The 13,882-nt window shown below is 54.3% G+C and carries 18 protein-coding genes; 5 read left to right on the top strand and 13 right to left on the bottom strand.

The features are described 5' to 3' along the window. Positions 1–375: 375 nt before the first annotated feature. From AC3WQH_RS24085 to cysK, 6 genes are all read right to left on the bottom strand, one after another. Entirely contained in the window at positions 376–717 is a 342-nt protein-coding gene (locus AC3WQH_RS24085) for a hypothetical protein (protein WP_005836051.1), read from the bottom strand. Positions 718–861: 144 nt separating this feature from the next. After that, the gene (locus tag AC3WQH_RS24080) at positions 862–1,755 is read right to left on the bottom strand and encodes a YybI family spore inner coat protein (RefSeq protein WP_492332286.1); all 894 of its coding nucleotides are present in this window, start codon (positions 1,753–1,755) and stop codon (positions 862–864) included. Positions 1,756–1,878: 123 nt separating this feature from the next. Then, positions 1,879–2,061 carry a hypothetical protein gene (locus tag AC3WQH_RS24075; RefSeq protein ID WP_327991477.1) on the bottom strand — a complete coding sequence of 61 codons (183 nt, stop codon included), beginning with the start codon at positions 2,059–2,061 and terminating at the stop codon, positions 1,879–1,881. A 191-nt stretch (positions 2,062–2,252) separates the two neighbouring features. Next, the gene (locus AC3WQH_RS24070; RefSeq protein ID WP_005836047.1) at positions 2,253–2,588 is read right to left on the bottom strand and encodes a YuzD family protein; all 336 of its coding nucleotides are present in this window, start codon (positions 2,586–2,588) and stop codon (positions 2,253–2,255) included. 49 nt (positions 2,589–2,637) lie between these two features. Continuing rightward, positions 2,638–3,771, bottom strand: coding sequence for a bifunctional cystathionine gamma-lyase/homocysteine desulfhydrase (locus tag AC3WQH_RS24065; protein ID WP_005836046.1), 1,134 nt, complete (start codon positions 3,769–3,771; stop codon positions 2,638–2,640). 1 nt (position 3,772) lies between these two features. Beyond that, positions 3,773–4,696 (bottom strand): cysteine synthase A, encoded by a 924-nt coding sequence (gene cysK / locus AC3WQH_RS24060; RefSeq protein ID WP_005836044.1) that lies wholly within the window; start codon positions 4,694–4,696, stop codon positions 3,773–3,775. A gap of 191 nt (positions 4,697–4,887) precedes the next feature. Between cysK and AC3WQH_RS24055 the strand changes: the two genes are divergently transcribed. After that, positions 4,888–5,109 (top strand): NifU family protein, encoded by a 222-nt coding sequence (locus tag AC3WQH_RS24055; protein ID WP_005836042.1) that lies wholly within the window; start codon positions 4,888–4,890, stop codon positions 5,107–5,109. Positions 5,110–5,161: 52 nt separating this feature from the next. Here AC3WQH_RS24055 and AC3WQH_RS24050 read toward each other — a convergent pair whose 3' ends face one another. From AC3WQH_RS24050 to AC3WQH_RS24040, 3 genes are read right to left on the bottom strand one after another with little or no spacing between them, the layout of a single operon-like run. Continuing rightward, the gene (locus tag AC3WQH_RS24050; protein ID WP_026558116.1) at positions 5,162–6,112 is read right to left on the bottom strand and encodes an alpha/beta hydrolase; all 951 of its coding nucleotides are present in this window, start codon (positions 6,110–6,112) and stop codon (positions 5,162–5,164) included. Further along, the gene (locus tag AC3WQH_RS24045) at positions 6,109–7,068 is read right to left on the bottom strand and encodes a 2-hydroxyacid dehydrogenase (protein WP_429779514.1); all 960 of its coding nucleotides are present in this window, start codon (positions 7,066–7,068) and stop codon (positions 6,109–6,111) included. Before AC3WQH_RS24045 ends, AC3WQH_RS24050 begins: the two co-directional genes overlap by 4 nt. Further along, positions 7,025–8,110 carry a protein kinase family protein gene (locus tag AC3WQH_RS24040; protein WP_290426483.1) on the bottom strand — a complete coding sequence of 362 codons (1,086 nt, stop codon included), beginning with the start codon at positions 8,108–8,110 and terminating at the stop codon, positions 7,025–7,027. The genes AC3WQH_RS24045 and AC3WQH_RS24040 overlap by 44 nt, the downstream gene beginning before the upstream one ends. A 123-nt stretch (positions 8,111–8,233) precedes the next feature. Here AC3WQH_RS24040 and AC3WQH_RS24035 point away from each other — a divergent pair, with 123 nt between their 5' ends. Beyond that, on the top strand, positions 8,234–8,755 hold the full coding sequence (locus AC3WQH_RS24035) for a phosphatidylglycerophosphatase A family protein (RefSeq protein ID WP_025843829.1): 522 nt from the start codon (positions 8,234–8,236) through the stop codon (positions 8,753–8,755). On the opposite strand, the gene AC3WQH_RS24030 is transcribed toward AC3WQH_RS24035, so the two are convergent. The 4 genes from AC3WQH_RS24030 to AC3WQH_RS24015 form a co-directional block, all read right to left on the bottom strand. After that, positions 8,738–9,517: a TIGR01457 family HAD-type hydrolase gene (locus AC3WQH_RS24030; protein WP_238502958.1), complete on the bottom strand. Its 780-nt coding sequence runs from the start codon at positions 9,515–9,517 to the stop codon at positions 8,738–8,740. The two genes, AC3WQH_RS24035 and AC3WQH_RS24030, sit on opposite strands and share 18 nt — an antisense overlap. Positions 9,518–9,676: 159 nt before the next feature. Then, on the bottom strand, positions 9,677–10,423 hold the full coding sequence (locus tag AC3WQH_RS24025) for a hypothetical protein (protein WP_492332285.1): 747 nt from the start codon (positions 10,421–10,423) through the stop codon (positions 9,677–9,679). A gap of 52 nt (positions 10,424–10,475) precedes the next feature. Then, complete coding sequence (locus tag AC3WQH_RS24020) at positions 10,476–11,102, bottom strand: helix-turn-helix transcriptional regulator (RefSeq protein WP_005836603.1); 627 nt, start codon at positions 11,100–11,102, stop codon at positions 10,476–10,478. Positions 11,103–11,196: 94 nt separating this feature from the next. Then, positions 11,197–11,631, bottom strand: a complete 435-nt coding sequence (locus AC3WQH_RS24015; protein ID WP_005836602.1) for a DUF86 domain-containing protein — start codon at positions 11,629–11,631, stop codon at positions 11,197–11,199. Positions 11,632–11,871: 240 nt separating this feature from the next. Between AC3WQH_RS24015 and glpX the strand changes: the two genes are divergently transcribed. From glpX to AC3WQH_RS24000, 3 genes are all read left to right on the top strand, one after another. Next, positions 11,872–12,846, top strand: a complete 975-nt coding sequence (glpX, locus tag AC3WQH_RS24010; RefSeq protein WP_005836600.1) for a class II fructose-bisphosphatase — start codon at positions 11,872–11,874, stop codon at positions 12,844–12,846. 12 nt (positions 12,847–12,858) lie between these two features. Next, positions 12,859–13,128 carry a DUF3055 domain-containing protein gene (locus AC3WQH_RS24005; RefSeq protein ID WP_005836598.1) on the top strand — a complete coding sequence of 90 codons (270 nt, stop codon included), beginning with the start codon at positions 12,859–12,861 and terminating at the stop codon, positions 13,126–13,128. A 155-nt stretch (positions 13,129–13,283) separates the two neighbouring features. Further along, on the top strand, positions 13,284–13,538 hold the full coding sequence (locus AC3WQH_RS24000) for a hypothetical protein (protein ID WP_007777841.1): 255 nt from the start codon (positions 13,284–13,286) through the stop codon (positions 13,536–13,538). Positions 13,539–13,882: the final 344 nt, after the last annotated feature.

The raw sequence follows: 13,882 nt of genomic DNA, 5'->3' as shown, positions 1-13,882 counted from the left end.
GGAAGACCTATACCCGGTTATTCGTTGTCAAAAGACGGACAACCTGTCAGTGACGAACAAATCAAAGAATGGCTATCATTTTCCTCCTCTCCGCAATCGGTCCTATATAGATTGGAGGATTCTTGCTGTTCCGTTTGTTGCTTTGCTGTTCTACCATCCAATGTATATATAAAAAGGAATTAAAACCCATCACCACAGATATCGGATTGTTTCCATTCTTTAACAATGGACAAAAAGTCACGAACCACGATTACATTTATAGGATTTTAGAACTATAAAACTTTCTACAGCCCGAAATGCAATGCGAGCAAAAAAACAGACCGCCAGCACTTTGTCTGACGGTCCTCCTGTCTGTATTCAATTGACTTTTCTTCCTCACCTCTTCTGCACCCGCAAAACCGGCACCTTCTTCTGCTCATACGTCCCCTCCAATATCCCCTCATGGATGACGTTCAGCTTGAGCAGGCTGGCGATTTTCCCGGTGTCGGCCCGGGACATGAGGCGCCAGAGGGTCGGGTCGGGCAAGGAGTTGTAGAGGCGGTCGTCGCTGTATTCCCGGCGTTCCTGGTAGCTGATCGACAGCTTGAAGTCGCCTTCCTCGGCGCTGCCGGCTTCCGCGTAGGTGTCGATCAGCTTGCTTCGCAGCGCGCCAAGTTCATCCTCTACCTGTTTTTGGATTTCTTTCAGTTCGTAAAAGCGGGCGATTAGCTGTTCCATCTGCTCGTCCTCCTTGGTTTGGGCTGTTCCAATGAAGGATATGAGCGTGCAGCGGACAGTAGAACAAGACAGCCTACACAAAAAAATCCTCTCTTCCTTCTGGAAAAGGGGACGCTTCTTTGATCTTGCTGCAAACAAACAAGCTTACTTCTCGATCGTCGTGTTGATCGCTTCGCCTGGGTGTTTTACCAGGAAGGTGGAGTATTCCACTTCCCACGGGTTCCATTTGCCTGCGCCCTGGTAGCCCCAGACGGAGTTGATGCGGGAAACGGTATCCGTGTTGTTCATGCCCACGATTCGTTGTTGTCCTGCGAGTTCATAGGTTCCGTTTCCGTCCATGTCGATTGGCGTCAGCGAGCCAAACGGATACGAATATACGGTTACGTCCTCGCCGTCTGCCTGCACTTTTCCGGCTTTGTCGTACAGCTTGGCCGCCATGTAATCATCCTGGTTGGCACTTACGTCAATGCTCAACGGCTTGTCCAACTGAGCGCCTTTTCCCTCCACCTTGAAGCCATTCACGAACTTGCCTTCGTAGCGGATGCCTTCGTTTTCCTTTTCGCCAAAAATGACGGTTGGCTTGTTGTTTGCAAACGTTGCGATCACGTGATGGTAGATGCCGCCGCTGCCGCCCGTCGCTGTTTTCACGAACGCATCGGCTACGTGATCTCCGGTGAAGTCTACGAGCGTCAGCTCGCCTTCGTAGCCGCCCAGCTCCTTGATGTCTGTTGCGCTGTATGTCTTCGATTTGCCGTCTTGCACGACGATGTTCATGTTGGACGCGTAAATGTCGTCGGCTTTCTCTTTTTGTCCGACCAGAAAGACTGTATCTTCTACCTTATCGCCGTTTACATCAGCGGACTTCACGTCGATGACATAGGTGTTTTTGTCGAGCTTCAATTCGTCTGCTGCTGCGAAAAGCTTGCCTTTCTCAGAGGCGGCATGCGCTGCCTTCGTACCTGCCAGATTCAATCCTGCTACGCCTACCACTCCTGCCAATACGAGAAAGGCGGCTGGTTTCATCCATTTTTTGTTCATTGTTTTTTCCTCCCTGGTTGTTCTTGACTACATAGACAACTATAGGACGAAGCCGCTTTTTTTTCGTTACAAATGGTTTACGAATCAAATACAAAGAGGTAAAAACTCTCTATTCCGGGCGGGCTAACCAGTGGCGGCGAGCATGGAGTGGGCATACGGCGAGCATACGACGGGCACACAGCGAGCAGCCGACGGGCACACAGCGAGCAGCCGACGGGCACACAGCGAGCAGCCGACGGGCACACGGCGAGCAGCCAGCAGCCGGCCTTCTTCGTGCAGCGGGGCATTGCCTGCCGTAAGATGCACAAGGTGCTAACGGTAGATTTCCTCGCCAACAGTTCTTGAGGGGTTGACAGTTGCTTATAGGGCTGGCAGCCAAGCAAAAAAACATCCTTCCCCACCCGTCGAAAAGCCCCCAACTAATCAGCGACGCAAAAAACCGACCAGATATCACCATCTGATCGGTTCCTTAATCGGAGCAAGCCTTGGGCGGTGGCCTATTCGCTTTCAGTCTGCGCAGCCAGCGGAGTGACACCCATACTTTCCAGCTTTTCGTAAATGTCTTTGAGCTTAGGATTTCCCTCGCCGACAATTTCCCCGGAAATTACGACAAGCGGATACCATAAATCTTCCTCAATGATGCGTGTCGCCCAGCTTTTGTCATCGTCTGTCTGCGGGTGTTGAAAGTCGCTGTACACGATGCGGATGCTGCCGCTGCCGTATTTGCGGGACAGAGCAGCCTGCAGCCATTCTGCCGTTTCTTTGGCCGATGGCAAATTGACGCAGCTTGCGCAGAGCTGTTCGGTTCCAAACACCTTGATTTCCACACTCATCTCATCCGCCTCCTCTCGGGTCCGTCGCTGTGCGAGATGTGTTGCGGGATTAAGACAGCGCCTGGTCGAGATCCTCGATCAAGTCTTGTACGTCTTCGATCCCTACAGAAATGCGCACCAAACCGTCCGTAATGCCCAACTCGGCGCGGCGCTCTGCCGGGATGGAGGCGTGTGTCATGCGGGCAGGCACGCTGATGAGGCTTTCGACAGCTCCCAGCGATTCAGCCAGCGTGTAATACTTCACTTTTGCCAAAACTTCATCGGCGCGTTCAGCGCTGCCGACGTCAAACGAGATCATGCCGCCGAAGCCGCGCGCTTGTTTTTGAATCAGCTCATGCCCGGAGTGGCTGGACAAGCCCGGATAAATGACCCGTTTGATGTCGCTGCGCTCGGACAGCCATTTTGCCAATGTGCGCGCATTGTGCTCGTGCTCTTCCATGCGAATGCCAAGCGTTTTCATGCCGCGCAGAAGCAGCCAGGAATCTTGCGGGCCGAGGACGCCGCCGATCGCGTTTTGCACGAAATGCAGGTCTTCTCCGATCTGTGCATCTTTGGCGACAACCAGACCTGCGACGACGTCACTGTGGCCGCCCAAATACTTCGTTGCGCTGTGGAACACGATGTCTGCGCCCAGATCGAGCGGATTTTGCCAGTATGGCGTCATGAACGTATTGTCGACGACGAGCAGTACGCCTTTTGCTTTGGCGATGTCCGCCAGCGCGCGAATGTCGCTTACTTTCAGCAACGGGTTGGTCGGCGTCTCCATGATGATCGCTTTTGTTTCCGGGCGAATGGCTGCCTCTACCGCTTCCAGATTGCTGGTGTCGACGTAGCTTGCTTCCAGGCCCATGCGGGAAAAGACGCGGGTCACTACGCGATATGTACCGCCGTACACATCGTCGCCGACTACGAGATGATCGCCCTTGCTGAACAGGGAAAGAATCGTGGACAATGCCGCCATGCCGGAGCCAAAAGCAAAGCCGCGGGCGCCGCCTTCGATTTCTGCAATGTACGTCTCCAGCGCGTGGCGCGTCGGGTTGCCGGTACGGGAATATTCAAAGCCTTTGTGAACGCCGATTGCTTCCTGCTTGTACGTGCTCACCTGGTAAATCGGAACGGAAACCGCTCCTGTATGTGGATCTCCATCAATTCCGCCGTGGATCAGCCGGGTTTTGATGCGCATCTTAAATTCCTCCCTGGTAAATTTTTTTGCTCAGATAGCGTTCGCTGCCATCCGCGAACAAGGTGACGATGTTCGTGCCCGGAGCTGCTTCCTTCGCTTCGCGCAGAGCCGCTGCCATCGCTGCACCGGCAGAGCTGCCGACGAGCAAGCCTTCTTTGGCGGCGAGCTGCTTGACCAGATCGAATGCTTCCACATCGAGAATGGTGTGAATCGCGTTGAAGTAGCTGGTGTCCATGAACGGCGGCAAAAACTCCATGCCGATGCCTTCCGTTTTGTGCGGACCAGACTCTCCCCCGTTCAGGATCGAACCCTCCGGCTCCACAATCACGGTCTTAATGTTCGGATTTTGCTCCTTCAAATAGCGGGCTACGCCCATGAATGTACCGCCGGACCCGGCACCTGCGACAAATACATCCACTTGGCCGTCCATTTGGCTCCAGATTTCCGGGCCTGTCGTCTTGTAGTGGGCGTCGGGGTTCGCCGGATTTGCGAATTGCTGCGGCACGAACGAGCCTGGAATCGACGCGGCCAGCTCCTGTGCCTTGGCGATTGCTCCTTTAATGCCCAGCTCGGTCGGGGTATTCACAACCTCGGCTCCAAGCGCGCGCATCAGCTCCTGCTTTTCCTCGGAAAACTTGGCCGGGACGCAAAAAATGACTTTATAGCCGGTTCCTACAGCGGCGAGTGCCACACCAATTCCTGTATTCCCTGCTGTCGGTTCGATAATGGTGCCCCCTGGCTTCAGTTGGCCATTTTCTTCAGCGGCGCGGATCAATTCCATGCCCAGTCTGTCCTTCACACTGCCGCCCGGATTGAAATATTCCAGCTTGGCAAACAAGCGTACTCCCTCGGGAAGCTCAAACTGTGTAATTTCGACGATTGGCGTATTGCCAATCAGTTCCTTCACATTGCGAAATACGTTCACGAAAATCTGACTCCTTATGTTGAAGTACTTGCTTTTTCATTATAACATGCTGCTATTGCAAAAAGTCCATGCGGTTCACATTGATTATACTTCTGGCGTGAAAGTGCTAACAGGGCATGTAAGCCATGGATTTATCGCCAGCGTACGATTATAATAAAGGAGAGTTGGAAAGGAGTGAATGTAACATGGATATGATGGATCAAGTACAAGAAGTTCTCGATAAACTGCGCCCTTACCTGCAACGTGACGGCGGTGACGTACAACTTGTTGACGTAGAAGATGGCATCGTGAAGCTGCGCCTGATGGGTGCATGCGGCAGTTGCCCTTCCTCCACCATCACCCTGAAAGCAGGGATCGAACGCGCACTGGTGGAAGAAATCCCAGGCATCAAAGAAGTGCAACAAGTATTTTAATCCAGGCGCACAGCCATGAAAGCAGCTACCGTCTTCGGCGTAGCTGCTTTTTTTATTTTCGCAGGGCGAATGCTCCCGCGCTCTTGCCTGCTTTTCTCATCCCTTTTTCCAAAAAGGCAATGACCCGCTCCGCATACTCATCCGGAAGCAAAGCGAAGCTGCGCACGTGCCCGGCGTGCGGAACGAGCCAAATTTGCGAGTCCTCATCCTGTGCCAACGCGTGCAGCCGCTTGCTGTTTTCCGCGGGCACAGTCGAGTCTTTGGTCCCATGAATGAACATGATCGGCTTTTTCGCGCGGCTTACGATTTCATACGGCTTGACATGGCGCGGATTCGCGCGGAGCAAAACCGGGCTCAAGGTCAAAATCAGCCAGCTAAAAGGAAAGCGCGGCAGGCCCGTCCATTGCGGCAAATTTTCCTCCAAATATTCCCTGAGCGAATAAAACGGAGAGTCTGCCACAACAGCCGCAATTCTTGGGTCCGCCCCGCCGACGAGAAGCGACGTCGCTGCCCCCATGGAAAAGCCGATGAGGCCGATCGTCTGTCCCGGCTTTTTCGCTTCGGCAAAATCTATGGCGCCGAGCAAATCCTGCTGTTCGCGCAACCCGATCGTGGTCAACGATGGGCTGGACTGGCCGCTGTTGCGGAAGTCGAACATGAACACATCATAGCCGGCATGCACCAGCTTTGCGGCGAGCGCCAGCGCGGGCAGATGCGGCTCCTGCCTGTTCTGGCTGTAGCCGTGGGCAAAAATCACTGTCCGGCCATTTGGCGTTCGCCCATTTTGGGTAGCGGACAGATACCAGCCCGCCAGTGAAATCCCCGGCTCTCTGCTTGGGAATACCACCGCCTCCGCTCCCTCGATCCCGAAGTCTTGCGGGTCCATGTCGATCGGCTTGCGCACGGGATGAGTCAGACGCCAGGTGACATGCAAGGCTATAGCGGAAGCCGCTACGACTGCCAAAAGCAACAGCCCCGCCGCCAGGATCAACACAGTGCTCATAGCGCGGTCAACGGCTCCTTCCCGCTCAGCACAGCGACGATGTTGGCTGCCGCCAGCCGTGCCATCTCATCTCGCGTCTGGATCGTGGCGCTGCCGATATGCGGGAGTGCGACTACATTTGGCAGGGACAAAAGCGGATGGTCGAGCGGAACCGGCTCCTGTCTAAATACGTCCAGCCCCGCCGCCCATATTTGTCCGGAAACCAAAGCCTCGTACAAGGCGGCTTCGTCGACGGTGCCACCCCGGGACACATTCACGAAGACAGCCGACTTTTTCATCAGGGCAAATTCTCTTTCCCCCATCAAATGCCGCGTCTCTTCTGTCAGCGGCGTCAGCAGCACGACGTAGTCCGACTCCTGGAGCAGCTCATCCAGCCCGGCCAGCCGCGCTCCCGTTTTTGCCTCCGCCTCTTCCTTGCGATTGCGGTTGTGATACAAAATGCGCATGTTGAAGCCTGCTGCTCGCCGGGCAACCGCCTCGCCGATCCGTCCCATGCCGATAATGCCCAAGGTCGTTCCGTACACGCTTTGCCCGGCCATCAGGTACGGGCTCCACGAGGTCCATTCTCCGGCGAGCAAAAAACGGTTCGCTTCCGTCAATCTGCGGCCAGTCGCCAAGAGCAGCGCAAACGCCAAATCCGCCGTCGCCTCTGTCAACACGTCAGGCGTGTTGGTCACCGTGACCCCTCGTCTTTTGCAGGCGGCCACGTCGATATTGTCATAACCTACAGCCATATTCGCAACGATGCGCAGCTTCTTCGCACGGCGCAAAAGCTCCTCATCCACCCGTTCTGTCAGCATGGTCAGCACCGCGTCCGCTTGCTCGATCTCTTCCAAAAGCTTCGCGCGCGGCACTGGAGTATCTCCCTCCCACACGCTGACATGGGCTACTGTCTCCAGCATGGCTATGACTTCATTGGTCAGTTTCCTCGTGACGAATACTTGTGGCTTGCTCATTGTTTTGCCTCCACAGCCAATCAATTTGTGGAATGGACACGCCGTAATGCTCTTCGACCAGACGGGGATAGTGCCGGAGTCCTTCTTCCATTTTCGCCAGCTCGTCTTCCAGTTGGGATTGCCACGCTTCCACGTTCACTTCCTGCTTCTCCTCCAGCGGAAGCTCCTTGTAGGCTTCCACAAGCTTTAAAAAGCGGCCCGGATAGAGCATGAGCGCGTAGATCACGGCGTACTCCCCGGAAAGCAGCGGCGCAACGCTGTTGTAGCCGTCGAAAAAGTTGATCGCGGCTTCGTCATTCCAGCCGTTGCGTCTCGTTTCGGCTTTCAGCCATTGCCCCAGATCGCGAGCCCGCATGTCGAGAACCCAGTTCCATTCCCCCGCCATCAGGCGTACATCCTTCTCATTCCATAGCATATACCCTTGGTCAAAATTTTGGTAGGCTACTTTTCCAAGCCCGGCCGTTTCCTTCACGACTTTGTCGTAGCCCGCTTCCTGCAAGTACTGGACCGAGATTTCCCCGAGCTGATGCACGTACGTATAGCAAGTCAAAAGCAGCTCATCCATCGGCGTCAGCTCGACGTCCGATTCGTCCAATTCATCCCGGTACTCGTTGTAATGCCGTAGCTTTCTGCGCCACGTGCTCGGCCAGTTCCCCAGCGAGCTGTACGGAATAAACAGTTTGTCTCCGGAAAAATTTTTCGTAGCCTGATGAAATTGCGCCAGCGACTGGCCGCTTGCATAGGGCGCATTGTCCGGAACGGCCTCGCGCACTCCGCGATACAAATAGTAAAGCTGGTCGTCCTCGACAAAATGGGACTGTCCGCCAGTGGTCTTGACCAGCTTCAGCATGCGGATGTCTTGCTGCTGGCTCAAATGCTTGCGCACGCGCTCGACGAACTTGCTTTTGTACCGATAGCCGGCAGGCGCTTCGAACATGTAATACAGGCCCTGGTCGGTTTCGAGCACCTTGCTGGCGCCCGTCACGCGGTAGTTTTGCAACTGGAAGCCATATCGCTCCTGCAGCAGCTCTTTTTCCTCCATACGGGTCCATCCTCCTTGCACACCTTCTCTTGGCGCATTGTATGTCGCAAAACCGGGATAGGTGCCTATCTGGATGCAGATACTAGAAGAACTCATGATCGCCGGAAAAGGAGGAAAACCTAGATGATCGAGCATCCGCTCAACAGCGAGAGCTGCCTGGAGGTGGTCATCGGGCTTTTGGGAAAACGCGGCGTTTCCCTCGATGACATCGCCGAGATTGTGTTTTTCTTGCAAACGAAATACGTCCCCGACCTGACGATGGAGCTGTGCCTGGACAGCGTGAAGGCCGTGCTGAAAAAGCGCGAGGTGCAAAATGCGCTTCTGACTGGCATCCAGTTGGACATGCTCGCGGAGCAAAAACAACTGCTGCCGCCGCTTCAAAAAATTATCGAAACGGACGAGCCGCTTTACGGCGTGGATGAGGTAATGGCGCTTGCCATCGTCAATCTGTACGGCAGTATCGGCTTTACCAACTTCGGCTACGTCGACAAGCTCAAACACGGCAAGCTGGCCCAGCTCAACGACAAACGCTTCGGCGTCCACACGTTTTTGGACGACCTCGTCGGAGCGATTGCCGCTGCTGCTTCCAGCCGGATTGCCCATCGCCAGAAGCAGCAGGAAGAGTGCCTAGAGCGAGATGCGTAGCTGCCACTCCGGCAAATCGTTGGCGATATGCGTCGGCTGCACCGCGTGGCGGGCAGCTTCTTCCCGCGTCGAATAGCCTGTCAGGACGAGCAGGCTGTCCAGGCCGCTGTTTGCTCCAGCTTCAATGTCGGTGAACAGGTTGTCGCCGACGATCAACGTCTCGGATGCCTCTGTGCCGAGGACGGAAAGCGCGTAGCGCACGATGATCGGCTCCGGCTTGCCGATGACGATCGGCTTCGTAGCGGATGCGACCGACACGGCGGCAACGAGCGAGCCGTTTCCTGGAAACAGTCCGTTGTCTGTCGGCAGCGCGGCATCTGCATTGGTCGCGATAAAAGTAGCGCCTGCGCGGATGGCGCGGGTAGCGATCGTCAGCTTTTCGTACGTGAAGGCACGGTCGATTCCAACGATGACGTAGGCAGGATCGTCTGCTGTCAGCCGGAAGCCTGCCGCTTCCAGTTGTGACAGCAAGCCTTCCTCGCCAATCGCATACACGCTTGCCCCTGCGGGCGCCTTTTCTTGCAAATATTCAACAGTCGCCATGCTGGTCGTATATACATCCTGTGCGGTTGCCTCAACTCCCATCCCGCTCAGTCGCGCTGCCACGCGCTCGGCCGATGCGGACGAATTGTTGGTCAAAAACAGGTACGGAATGCGGTTCGCTTTCAAGTAGCGGACAAATTCGGCAGCGCCGGGAATCGGCTCATTGCCTCGGTAAATGGTTCCATCCAGATCAATCAGGTAGCCTTTGTACGGTTTCATGTTGCTTCTCCTCCATCCAGTCTGATCTATCTCTGTTGCCAAAACTTCTGGCCTTCCTTTACGATACCCGCTTTTGCGCCATTTGACGAGCCGCCCGTCTGCTTTTGCCCGCCAAAAAAGGCAGGAAAACGGGCTCTGCCGCTTCCTGCCTTCGTCTCGCTACCTGGCTTTTTTCCACTGCTCTACGATCTTCTCGGTCCATGCTTTTACCTGTTCGCAAGACAGCACTTCGACCAGTTCTGCTTGCGGGGTCAGCGCATTGTGAACCGGAACGCAAAAAGACAAATCCCATGAGCGCGTAAACAGATGAAAGTTGTTTTGCACCATCGACAGCCGCAGCCTGATCCCCGTCGATGTCTCCGGGTGCAGGGCCACGACCTCCAGATCGTCTTCGCTGCCCAGCACGATGTTCACAAAATGCAGATTGTCGATCTGTTCCTCCAGCTCCTCGATCAGTCGGATCAGTTGCTGATTTTGTCTCAGCTCGATTCTCGCCTGCTTGTCGCGGCAAATCATCGTCATCGTCGCCAAAACCACAAAGTCCGACGTCACCTGTGCCTTGACCGTATCCGGCGCTGTCTGGAACCGCTCGGCAAGCGACAGCTCGTCGTCCTGTTGAAAATACGCTTCCAGCAAAATCAGGTGGCGCTCCAGTTGCCGGACGACCGCCCCGACGATCCCGGCCGGGTCGCCTCCCTTTTCAACCAACGTCCCGGCGATAATGCAGGCCAGTCCTTTTTTATACGTATCCGCTTCCCCGTCCAAAAAATCCGCAATCGAACCCAGCAAGCCGTCAATCTGCTTCGGATGCGCCTTGGCGTGCAGAAACAGCTCGCGAATGGACGAATCCTGGAATGCGCTCGCATCTGCCTTTACTTCTTCTTGCCGCTGCACGTCTTGTTGCAAAAAAGCCACCCTGCACCGAATCGTACAAAAGTGGCGATCATTGACACTGTTTTTACGCTTTTTTGATTTCAAACACGCACTTGTCTCCGCCTTTTGCCATGCAGGACGTTTGCTCCACGTCGGCTTTCAGCACCCGGCGAAACAGCGACAGCTCACAGGTGCAGGCCTGATTGAATTCGCGCGCGACCTGGGCGATTGGACAGTTGAACTCCTGGATGCGATACGTGTTTCCATCCGTATCCGCTTCCCACTCGACCATGTAGCCTTTTTCGTTTTGCAGTTCGGCAAGCTTGGCCACGCGGTCCCGCAAGTCTCCTTGCATATGGGCGCGATACGTTTCCTCCAGGCGATTTTCGCGGCGGCGGAACAGCATTTCGACTTTTCCCGGCCCGTCAATCTCCTTTAAGTCTTGCAAAAAGTCGAGCGTTAAATGAGAATAATTGCGCGGAAACAGCTCATCTGCTTCCTGCGACAAGGAATATACGTTGGTTGGTCGTCCCATCGCTTGCCTCACAAGCGTAGACTTAATCAGATTGTCTCTCTCCAGGGTGTTCAGATGGCGTCTTACCGCCATTTCTGTAATGCCAAGATCGACGGCCATGTCGCTGACAGAGAGTGAGCCTTTTACCTTGAGCATGTGCAGGATTTGGTCACGAGTGGACGTCCCCTCGTTTGTCATACGTATCACCGTCCTTTCTACTTATTGTAGCGGATCGGCACGCTTTAGTAAACAAACGAAAGTGTTTTGTATAAAAAATCCGCTTCTCCATTTTCTAGAACAATTCTTTCTGCAAAAACGCACGCACATGCGGGTCAAACTGCCGCATCGCTGCCACGGCTTCGTTCACCAGCGCGAACATTTCCTCCGCCGGAACGCTCGTATAGTCAATGACCAGATGCTTGCGGAAATCGACAACGCGGGTCAGAATCGCCGCCTGCTCATCGGTAACGACTTGCTCGTCGCGCAAAATTTCTACAATATCACTGTAGCTGCCAGGATCGCGCATGATAAAGCCGTCGATCAGCGCATTTCCGACATCGACAATTCCTTCGATGGACAAGTGCAGGGCTCGCTCCATCGCTGCAACAGCCACTTCGTCCGACAAAACCGCTTCGGCTCCCCGTTCCCTGAGCTTGTCCAGCAGATCAAGCATGCGAGACATATAGGCCAATACTTGGTCAATTCGCTTTGTATTCACGTCGTACATGAGATTCTCCTTATTTTCGCTTTTTTGCTTTTCGTTTTGCATAATAGGTAGTAAACACAAACGTCAGCACCAGGACGAGAAGGACCAATTCCCCTTCCTGCAAATAGGAATTGCTCACGGCTTTCACCTCTTTTCCTCCAACAGTATACCAAATTTGTCCCGGCTGTCACGAATCAGCTTGTACTTTATGTTACAATGATGGGGTGAATTTTTTGCCGGCATAAAGGGAGGAACACAACTGTGGAACGCGAACTGGCATTGGAAATCGTGCGGGTGACAGAAATGGCTGCCCTCGCCTCGTCACACTGGATGGGACGAGGAAAGAAAAATGAAGCGGACGGAGCAGCGACCAGCGCCATGCGCGCCATGTTTGACACGATCAACATGAGAGGGACGGTCGTCATTGGCGAAGGCGAGCTGGACGAAGCCCCGATGCTGTACATTGGCGAAAAGCTCGGCCACCCGGATGCGGTCGGCCCGGAGGTAGACGTCGCCGTAGACCCGCTGGAGGGAACGACGATCGTCGCCAAGGGACACAACAATGCCATGTCGGTGATCGCTGTCGGTGACCGCGGAACCTTGCTGCATGCCCCCGACATGTACATGATGAAAATGGCGGTTGGCAAGCGGGCTGCGGGAAAAATCAACCTTTTCGATCCCGTGGATAAAATGATAGAAGTAGTAGCCAAAGCGAACAACAAACGCGTTCAGGATGTGACCGTCATCATCCAGGAGCGGGAGCGGCACCAGGACATCATCGACACCGTCCGGGAAAAAGGCGCGCGCGTCAAGCTGTTCGGCGACGGCGATGTCGGCGCAGCGATTGCCGCCTGTCTGCCGCATACAGGGATTGACCTGTTTCTCGGAATCGGCGGCGCACCGGAAGGCGTCATCAGCGCGGCGGCGATCAAATGTCTCGGCGGCGACATGCAGGCGATGCTCAAGCCGCAAAACGACAGCGAGCGGGAGCGCTGCATCAAGATGGGGCTTGCCAATCCGGAGCAGTTGCTGACGTTGCACGATATGGTAAAAGGAGACGACGCCATCTTCGCGGCAACAGGGGTATCGGACGGCGAGCTGCTGCAGGGAGTCCGCTACTTGGGCGACGACATGGTGGAGACGCACTCCATCGTCATGCGCGCCCAGACGAAAACGATCCGTTTTGTCCGCGCTTTGCACAATATCGAGCACAAACCAAATCTGGCATGGAAGTAGAGGAGCGTATTTATGGCGAATGACTTGTTTTATTTGTACGACGAATCGGAGGACACCAAAACGCGATTTGTCAGCTTCACAGGCGAAGCGACCCGCTTCGACCTGGCTATCACGACGACCAACCGTTTTTACGGCAAAAAGCTCGTCATTAACATCCAAAACGGCCGTTCTGCCATTATCGGGCACGACGATCTGGAGGAAGAAGGCTATCTCGAATTTGCCTTTAACTTGAACGAGCAGGAAGCGGAAGAGCTGAAAACCTTTTTGGAAACTGTGATTTAACATCCGTCTTCTGCATGTCCCAAGCCCATCTCGAAACGAGCCTTTCGGGATGGGCTGTTTTGTGCCCAAATCCATGAGGACAACTCTCCACACAGGCGGATGTCTCGTATAATGCTACTGCACGTACAGACAAACGAGAGGAGTGCAGTCGCACCATGCAATCTTATCAAGCTGACGATCAACAACTTCAGGCTCACCAGGCGGAAGACCAATACCAGACGATTCCGGAAGATCAGGCGCACCCCGTCTTCTTTCGCAGAAGAAGAAACGACAGCGGGTTCCCTCTCATCATCCCGCTCCCTTATAGCTTCTATCCGCCCTATTACTATCCGTACCCGTATCCATACTCGTATCCGTACTATCCATATCCGTACCAGCCCTATCCGTTTTTCGGCGGATACGGGTTCTAACGCTAAGAGCTGAGATGGTATAAAAAGGGGTTGTTCCAAAGGGGAAAATCCACTCATTTCTCAAAATCAGCAGCATGATCGACCAAGGTTTTTGAAATGGAAAAGGGGCATCTCCAAAGCCGAAAAATCGACTTGGAGACGGCCCCTTTGGCTGGTAAGTACGGGAAAATACCCCTTTACTCTCTTGTGTCCTGCGTTGATGGAACGTCATTTTTATATGAAATAACCCCTAAGGTTATCACTCCCTTTTTCTTGCAGAAAAGCACATTTATGATTCATCACCATAACCCGTGCTAGACATTGAAAAAACGTAGATGTTCCTCTATCGTGAAAGTTGTCCTGAC

The organism is Brevibacillus sp. FW301-21C12A (genome assembly GCF_058788915.1).
The sequence above is the reverse complement of the archived record's forward strand: the minus strand, read 5'-3'. Positions and strand labels throughout refer to the sequence as shown.

Excerpts from the sequence above, each read along its gene's own strand:
- AC3WQH_RS24015 (WP_005836602.1), bottom strand. The coding sequence starts at position 11,631 with ATGTACGACGTGAATACAAAGCGAATTGACCAAGTATTGGCCTATATG.
- AC3WQH_RS24065 (WP_005836046.1), bottom strand. The coding sequence starts at position 3,771 with ATGCGCATCAAAACCCGGCTGATCCACGGCGGAATTGATGGAGATCCA.
- AC3WQH_RS24030 (WP_238502958.1), bottom strand. The coding sequence starts at position 9,517 with ATGAAACCGTACAAAGGCTACCTGATTGATCTGGATGGAACCATTTAC.
- AC3WQH_RS24070 (WP_005836047.1), bottom strand. The coding sequence starts at position 2,588 with ATGAGTGTGGAAATCAAGGTGTTTGGAACCGAACAGCTCTGCGCAAGC.
- AC3WQH_RS24085 (WP_005836051.1), bottom strand. The coding sequence starts at position 717 with ATGGAACAGCTAATCGCCCGCTTTTACGAACTGAAAGAAATCCAAAAA.
- AC3WQH_RS24000 (WP_007777841.1), top strand. The coding sequence starts at position 13,284 with ATGCAATCTTATCAAGCTGACGATCAACAACTTCAGGCTCACCAGGCG.
- AC3WQH_RS24080 (WP_492332286.1), bottom strand. The coding sequence starts at position 1,755 with ATGAACAAAAAATGGATGAAACCAGCCGCCTTTCTCGTATTGGCAGGA.
- AC3WQH_RS24050 (WP_026558116.1), bottom strand. The coding sequence starts at position 6,112 with ATGAGCACTGTGTTGATCCTGGCGGCGGGGCTGTTGCTTTTGGCAGTC.
- AC3WQH_RS24005 (WP_005836598.1), top strand. The coding sequence starts at position 12,859 with ATGGCGAATGACTTGTTTTATTTGTACGACGAATCGGAGGACACCAAA.
- AC3WQH_RS24045 (WP_429779514.1), bottom strand. The coding sequence starts at position 7,068 with ATGAGCAAGCCACAAGTATTCGTCACGAGGAAACTGACCAATGAAGTC.
- AC3WQH_RS24020 (WP_005836603.1), bottom strand. The coding sequence starts at position 11,102 with ATGACAAACGAGGGGACGTCCACTCGTGACCAAATCCTGCACATGCTC.
- AC3WQH_RS24055 (WP_005836042.1), top strand. The coding sequence starts at position 4,888 with ATGATGGATCAAGTACAAGAAGTTCTCGATAAACTGCGCCCTTACCTG.
- AC3WQH_RS24040 (WP_290426483.1), bottom strand. The coding sequence starts at position 8,110 with ATGGAGGAAAAAGAGCTGCTGCAGGAGCGATATGGCTTCCAGTTGCAA.
- AC3WQH_RS24035 (WP_025843829.1), top strand. The coding sequence starts at position 8,234 with ATGATCGAGCATCCGCTCAACAGCGAGAGCTGCCTGGAGGTGGTCATC.